The sequence below is a fragment of the Candidatus Rickettsia tasmaniensis genome, from assembly GCF_036857515.1.
GTDB classification, from domain to species: domain Bacteria; phylum Pseudomonadota; class Alphaproteobacteria; order Rickettsiales; family Rickettsiaceae; genus Rickettsia; species Rickettsia rickettsii.
The window spans coordinates 20373-27009 of record NZ_JAQCNX010000018.1; the positions used below are offsets into that span (position 1 = coordinate 20373).

The window sequence follows — 6637 nt, forward strand, 5'->3', positions numbered from 1 at the left end:
ACAGTATTTCCGTCATTGCAAGGAAATTACGGAGTAATTGACGAAGCAATCTCAGGATATTTGATGAGATTGCCGTGCAGTCTACGACTGCTCGCAATGACGATGCAGTATATAAATTAAAAAAATATGAACCAAATAGAACAAAAATGGCAGCACATTTGGCAAGAAGAAAAAGCTTTTGAGGTATCAAACGCGAGTAGCAAGCCAAAATATTACGTACTTGAAATGCTGCCTTATCCTTCCGGTAAAATCCATGTAGGTCACATACGCAACTATTCTATAGGTGATGTTATTGCAAGGTTTATGACTATGCAAGGTTTTAATGTGCTTCATCCGATGGGCTGGGATGCTTTCGGGCTACCTGCCGAAAATGCCGCAATAAAAAATAATTCTCACCCAAAAAAATGGACATATTCTAATATCGAGAATATGAAAAAGCAGCTAAAATCTATGGGCTTTTCTTATGATTGGTCTAGAGAGATAAATAGTTGCGATCCTGAGTATTATAAACATGAGCAGAAATTCTTTTTAGAGCTTTATAAACGAAATCTTGCTTATCAAAAAGAATCATTTGTTAATTGGGATCCGGTTGATAATACCGTGCTTGCGAATGAACAAGTTGTAGACGGGCGTGGTTGGCGTTCAGGTGCAATAGTTGCAAAATGTTATTTAAAGCAATGGTTCTTAAAAATCACCGATTATGCTGAAGAATTATTAAACGAAATTCAGAATTTAAAAGAGTGGCCTGAAGCTGTTCGGTCTATGCAAGAGAAATGGATAGGTAAATCGATAGGTGCTAATTTTCATTTCAAAATTAAGGATAATGAAGAGACTACTATAGAAGTATTCTCAACCAAACCTGAAACCATTTTTGGTGCTAGCTTTATAGGAATTGCCTTTAATCATCCGATAATAGAGCGGTTAGTTTCTAAAACACCTGAAATACTCGCTTTTATAACTAAATGCTCGCATATTACAAGAAGTAGCGAACTAGAAAAGGCTGAAAAGGAAGGTGTATTTACCGGTCTTTTTGTTACTCATCCTTTCGATTCAAATATAGTTTTACCGGTTATTATTACTAATTTTGTGCTAATGGATTATGGCACTGGTGCAATATTTGGTTGCCCTGCTCATGACGAACGTGACCATGAATTAGCTGTTAAAATGAATTTATCTATTAAACAAGTAATTAAAGCAGATATGGATGTACAAAAGATCGCTTATACGGAAGATGGAATTTTAATTAATTCGAATTTTCTAAACGGCTTAACTAGTAACGAAGCAAAACAAGAAGTCATCGGAGAATTTGAGAAACTAGGGATAGGTAAACGCAGCGTAAATTATCGTCTAAAAGATTGGGGGATTTCAAGGCAGCGCTTTTGGGGATGTCCTATTCCTATGATTCACTGCGAAACTTGTGGCATAGTGCCCGTACCTTACAAAGACTTACCCGTTACTTTACCTGATGATGTAAATTTTGATGGTCACGGTAATCCGCTTGATCATCATCCTAGTTGGAAATATGTTAATTGTCCGAAATGCGATAAGCCGGCTGTGCGTGAAACCGATACTTTTGATACATTTTTTGAATCATCTTGGTATTTTATGAGATATTGCAATAGCAATGCTACAGAGATGACTGATAAAAAAGCTTGTGATTACTGGCTACCGGTCGATAAATATATAGGCGGCATTGAACATGCGGTAATGCATTTATTATATGCAAGGTTTTTCACAAAAGTAATGAACGAACAGAATTACGTAAGCGTTCGAGAGCCTTTTAAAGGGCTATTTACTCAAGGTATGGTGCTGCATGCCACTTACAAAGATGAACATAATAATTGGTTATATCCTGAAGAAGTAGTTAAAAAGGGTAATGAATTTTTTCATAAAGAAAGCAATAATAGAGTAGTGCAGGGACGCATTGAAAAGATGAGTAAGTCTAAAAAGAATCTCATCGATCTTGAGACAATGCAAGAGCAATATGGGGCAGATGCTATTAGGCTTTTTGTACTGTCCGATAGTCCGCCTGAGAAAGATCTAGAATGGTCGGCAAGCGGTATTGAAGGCTGCTCACGTTTTATTAATAAACTTGAGTATATGTTTAAGGCGATAGATTCTTTAAAAGATGATGTGAATAGCGAGATTAATAAAGAGCTTAATAGGTTAGTACATTTTACAATAAAGCACGTCGCCGAAGATATAAAGCATTTTGCCCTAAACAGAGCAATAGCACGTATGCGCGAGCTTTCTAATGATATATCTGCTGAAATATCCAAGGATAAAATTGATGTTAAAACCGTAAGGCATGGCTTTAATGTTTTAGTACAGCTACTAAATCCTTTTATCCCGCATATTACGGAAGAAATTTGGCAGAAGCTTGGCAATAAAGAGCGATTATATAATTCGTCTTTTCCTGCATTTGATGAATCAATGCTAGAGTTAGATACATATATTATGGTAGTGCAGGTTAACGGTAAACTCCGTGATACCTATGAGTTTAAAACTTCCGTAAGTGAAGATGAAATAAAGCAAGTTACCGTCAGTCTGCCAAAGGTACAAAAGTTCTTAGAAGGGAAAGAGCCGAGGAAGATTATCCTCGTTCCTCGTAAAATTGTGAATATACTCGTTTAATTTGGAAAATTGGCTACGTCGTTTTGGTAAGTCCTCGGATGCTCACGTATTAATATACGCTCCGCTCCTCGGCTTACAGACTCCTTGCTCTTTCCAAATTAAACTGCGTCTATCTACTTTTCATTTGTCAGAAGTATATTATTTTTTGAATCTGTCATCCCGCGACTTGATCGCGGGATCTAGTTTAAAATACTAAAATTATTAGTACTTTAAGTTGTTTTTAAATACCGTGGTCAAGCCGCAGTATGACACCTAGCATACTTTTATTGTATTACCACCATACTAACCCAAAAAAAGTAGTAGTATGACCTAAAACTACCTCCTTATGTTTATCTAATGAAGAATCATAATGCTGCTTCGTCTCATTTATAAAATTACTGCAATTATTATGGTAAGTACCTTTTGAAGCACCCTTATCACCCTGATAAGATGAAGTTTCATAATGCCTCTTCTCTAAGGTAATAGTAAATATTGTCTGTTATTAGCATTAATACTTTATCTATTATATAATTGGCTGCCCACCAAAATGCGGCAAAAACACCGCCATCAATACTTAAAGTGTCTTCTTCTGTTTCACAAGTTATTATCCCAGGATAACAGAGGTTTGCTATACTATCTAGACTTAGATTTAAATCTGACTCTGAATCTAGCACGTCTATTTTTTTTCTATTAGTCATAAAGATCCCCTTTTTAGTTACTAATTAATTAAACTTTTTGTATAACTTGCGTCTAAGGGTAAATTTGTATGTCAATCCGGTACTCACATTTTATGTATGCTGCGGTGGTAAGTGTTTCCGTGTTTCCTTCAAATTCTTCCTTAGCTACATTATGCAATAAGTCTATTGTAGGCTCAGTAATTTAAAAAAATCAATTAGCTACTAATAGACTGTCTGTAATAAATTTTAACCGGTAATTTATTTTTTTTTGCTGTAAATTATAAGATTTTTTTGACATAGGAACTACTATTTCTGCAATAAGCTTCAATTATTAATTAAAATTTATTACAGATAGACTATTAAATAGTGCACCTGATTTTATACCTGAAGTCAATAAATGGTATTAATAAATTAATGCATGAAAATATCGATTTCATTCCAACCGATAAGGTCTAAATTAGCTCTTGTCGGTAAAAAACGGAAAATATCTTGGGCAAGTTCATACCTATTTTCTTTAAGTAGCATTTTTTGTAAAATATCTTTTAACTGATGCAAATAAAGCACATCTTTTGCTGCATATTCTTTTTGTTCTGAAGATAAATTATCCGTACCCCAATAGGAAGATTGTTGTTGTTTTGAAATATTTATATTAAGCAATTCTCGGCACAAATCCTTAAGCCCATGACTATCGGTATAAGTTCTAACTAGTTTTGAAGATATTTTAGTACAAAAGATATTTTCTAAATCTATACTTAAATATTTTTTTATGGATGCTAGATCAAATCTAGCAAAATGAAATATCTTGCATCTAGTTTTATCTAGTAATAATGCTTTTAAATTAGGAGCTGTATAATCTTGATTTGTAAAATGAACAAGATGAGCTTCACCATTGCCGTTACTAAATTGTAGTAAACATAGTTTATCTCTATGTAGATTTAGCCCCATTGTCTCGGTATCTATCGCTAGATCTCCTTCAAGTTCAAAATTATTAGGTAGGTCGTGTTGATAAATTTTTATAGCCATAAATGATTTTTAATTCCTTTTAATCAATAATGTTGTTGTGCGGATCGAAAAACGCGTTCTGTGTCATACCGTGGCTTGACCACGGTATCCAAAAAAAATTAAAAAAGACTGGATCCCGAGATCAAGTCGCGGGATGACAACAAAGTTTTGTTATTGGTGATTAAACACCTGCTCATTTGGAGCAGCTACTCCTAAAACTTTCTTTGCTTGTTCTTCTAACATATCTTTATTTAGAGATTCCGTTCGAAGTAATTTGACGTTATGCTCAAGTTCTACTCTTTCTGCTCGTAAGCCTTTTAGTTCATCATAAGCTTTTTCAAGCTGCCTATTTACTTTTAAATATGCAATAATCCCTTTGTTACCATATATGCAATGAAAAACAAAATATCCAAGCAGTAAAGCTAAAAAGATATTTAAAATTATTTTTTTAGAATGATTATTTAAATGTATTATCATAAATATATCTTCATAAGAAATAATATCGGAGCGGTTAAAATAATACTATCAAATCTGTCTAGCACTCCTCCATGACCGGGTATTATATGACCGCTATCTTTAATATTAAATTCTCGCTTAAAATACGAAATAAATAAATCACTTAATTGAGCTATTAATGCTAATATACAACTAATTATAAACAAATAAATTTTATTTGAAAAATAGTAATTTTCAATATGAAAGTTTGGTATAAAACTAACTAATACCGCAACTAAACCTGCTGATAATACTCCCGTCACTAAACCACTCCAGGTTTTTTTAGGACTAAGTTTCGGAGCAAGTTTTGCTCCTTTAAAAGTTTTGCCGCCAATCATAGCGAAAGTATCTACCGACCACATTATGCAAAAATAAAGCATAATAAGCCATCTATTGGTATCTTCCATACTTAAAAATATTAATAGGCTTATAGGAATCGGAATAATAATTAGCCCGATTAATAGATAAGGAATAGAAGAGTAGGTCATATTATACCATTCACTTAACATTCCCGTACCTACTAATATCATTAGAATATATAATAAAGGCTTACACCATAATATAGCTACGACAAATAACGGAACTAAAACTATACTGGACAGGATTCTTAAATATATGTTTGATTTTTGTTTATCTTTTGCCAAATGTTCTTTTCCTTTTTGAGTAATCATTTATAGCTTCTTGTATATCATATTTATTAAAATCAGGCCAATATTTGGGTGAGAAATATAATTCAGCATAAGCTGCTTGCCAAAGCAAGAAATTACTAATGCGATAAACCCCGCCCGGTCTTATTAATAAATCTACATCCGGCATTTCAGGATCATATAAAGCGTGTTGTATATCGCTGTCACTTACTGCTTTTTTACCGCTTGTAATAATTTTTGTGCAGGCATCAACTATTTCCTGACGACTTCCATAACTAAAAGCTATACAAAGCGTTATTTTATTATTATTTTTTGTTAATTCTATAGCATTATTTATTTGTTTTTGCAATGAGCTACTTAATAAATTAAGCCTACCTATTACTTTTATTTTAACACCGTTTTTATGTAAATTATTTAATTCGGTTTTTAAATAAATACTTAATAATTTTATTAAGAAATCTACTTCCGTGCTTGAGCGTTGCCAATTTTCGGAAGAGAAAGTATATAAAGTTATATAAGGTATGTTAAGGTTAATAAACTCAGGCAGTAATTCACGAATTTTATCGGCTCCTGCTTTATGCCCTTCAGATTTTGTTAAGTTATGCCGATCTGCCCAACGAGCATTACCGTCCATTATTATTGCTAAATGTTTTATGTTAGTCATTATTTTATATTTTAGATGTTGCTGCATGGATCGATTTTTCCGTCATTGCGAGCGACTGAAAGGAGCGTGGCAATCTCATGAAACAATATAAAATTTCTGAGATTGTCACGCCCTTGGCTTTGCCTCTCCTCGTAATGACGATTTGGTATCTACACGGGAATGACATCGGTAGTCATATTTTAGGTATTTCGATTCTTACCGATAGCCCGCCTAAATCCTTGCTATCTTCTAAATAAATAGAGCCTTTATGATCGTTTATTATTTCTTTAGTAATAGCAAGCCCAAGTCCTACGTTACTTGCATTATCAAGCTGTCTTGCTTTATCTGATCTATAAAACGGTTTAAATACAAGGTGTGTTTCCGTATCATCTATACCGGGACCGTTATCCTCAATAATTATAGCTACGGTAGATGAATTATCTTTTGAGGATATCTTAATTTTAGTTCCATATTTTATAGCGTTACCGATTAAATTAGACAAAGCTCTTTCAAAAGAATTCGGCTTAATGCATACTTCTAGTTTATCTAAATTAGTAGAT

General features: G+C 33.4%; 7 protein-coding genes and 1 pseudogene. 1 reads left to right on the forward strand and 7 read right to left on the reverse strand.

What is annotated here, in order from left to right; translation table 11 throughout:
* Window positions 1-126: 126 nt before the first annotated feature.
* Window positions 127-2634, forward strand: coding sequence for a leucine--tRNA ligase (gene leuS / locus O6R16_RS04620; protein WP_499680205.1), 2508 nt, complete (start codon window positions 127-129; stop codon window positions 2632-2634).
* Here the strand turns inward: leuS and O6R16_RS04625 are convergent.
* From O6R16_RS04625 to O6R16_RS04655, 7 genes and pseudogenes are all read right to left on the reverse strand, one after another.
* Window positions 2631-2726: pseudogene (locus tag O6R16_RS04625) on the reverse strand (palindromic element RPE5 domain-containing protein); the annotation flags it as partial. The gene leuS and the pseudogene O6R16_RS04625 sit on opposite strands and share 4 nt — an antisense overlap.
* 345 nt (window positions 2727-3071) lie before the next feature.
* A complete protein-coding gene (locus O6R16_RS04630; protein WP_499680212.1) occupies window positions 3072-3311 on the reverse strand; it encodes a hypothetical protein in 240 nt (79 codons plus the stop codon).
* Between the two features lie 390 nt (window positions 3312-3701).
* Window positions 3702-4313 carry a ribonuclease D gene (locus O6R16_RS04635; RefSeq protein WP_499680206.1) on the reverse strand — a complete coding sequence of 204 codons (612 nt, stop codon included), beginning with the start codon at window positions 4311-4313 and terminating at the stop codon, window positions 3702-3704.
* A gap of 150 nt (window positions 4314-4463) precedes the next feature.
* Window positions 4464-4769 (reverse strand): FtsB family cell division protein, encoded by a 306-nt coding sequence (locus O6R16_RS04640; RefSeq protein ID WP_012150781.1) that lies wholly within the window; start codon window positions 4767-4769, stop codon window positions 4464-4466.
* Complete coding sequence (locus O6R16_RS04645) at window positions 4766-5458, reverse strand: phosphatidate cytidylyltransferase (RefSeq protein WP_499680207.1); 693 nt, start codon at window positions 5456-5458, stop codon at window positions 4766-4768. Before O6R16_RS04645 ends, O6R16_RS04640 begins: the two co-directional genes overlap by 4 nt.
* On the reverse strand, window positions 5418-6125 hold the full coding sequence (uppS, locus tag O6R16_RS04650; protein WP_499680208.1) for a polyprenyl diphosphate synthase: 708 nt from the start codon (window positions 6123-6125) through the stop codon (window positions 5418-5420). Before uppS ends, O6R16_RS04645 begins: the two co-directional genes overlap by 41 nt.
* A 145-nt stretch (window positions 6126-6270) precedes the next feature.
* Window positions 6271-6637, reverse strand: a 367-nt coding sequence (locus O6R16_RS04655; RefSeq protein ID WP_499680209.1) for an ATP-binding protein, incomplete at its 5' end; no start/stop codon positions are given.

Bases quoted from the DNA above. Each gene is read 5' to 3' on its own strand.
- O6R16_RS04630 (WP_499680212.1), bottom strand. From the start codon at position 3,311: ATGACTAATAGAAAAAAAATAGACGTGCTAGATTCAGAGTCAGATTTA.
- O6R16_RS04635 (WP_499680206.1), bottom strand. From the start codon at position 4,313: ATGGCTATAAAAATTTATCAACACGACCTACCTAATAATTTTGAACTT.
- O6R16_RS04640 (WP_012150781.1), bottom strand. From the start codon at position 4,769: ATGATAATACATTTAAATAATCATTCTAAAAAAATAATTTTAAATATC.
- uppS (WP_499680208.1), bottom strand. From the start codon at position 6,125: ATGCAGCAACATCTAAAATATAAAATAATGACTAACATAAAACATTTA.
- O6R16_RS04645 (WP_499680207.1), bottom strand. From the start codon at position 5,458: ATGATTACTCAAAAAGGAAAAGAACATTTGGCAAAAGATAAACAAAAA.
- leuS (WP_499680205.1), top strand. From the start codon at position 127: ATGAACCAAATAGAACAAAAATGGCAGCACATTTGGCAAGAAGAAAAA.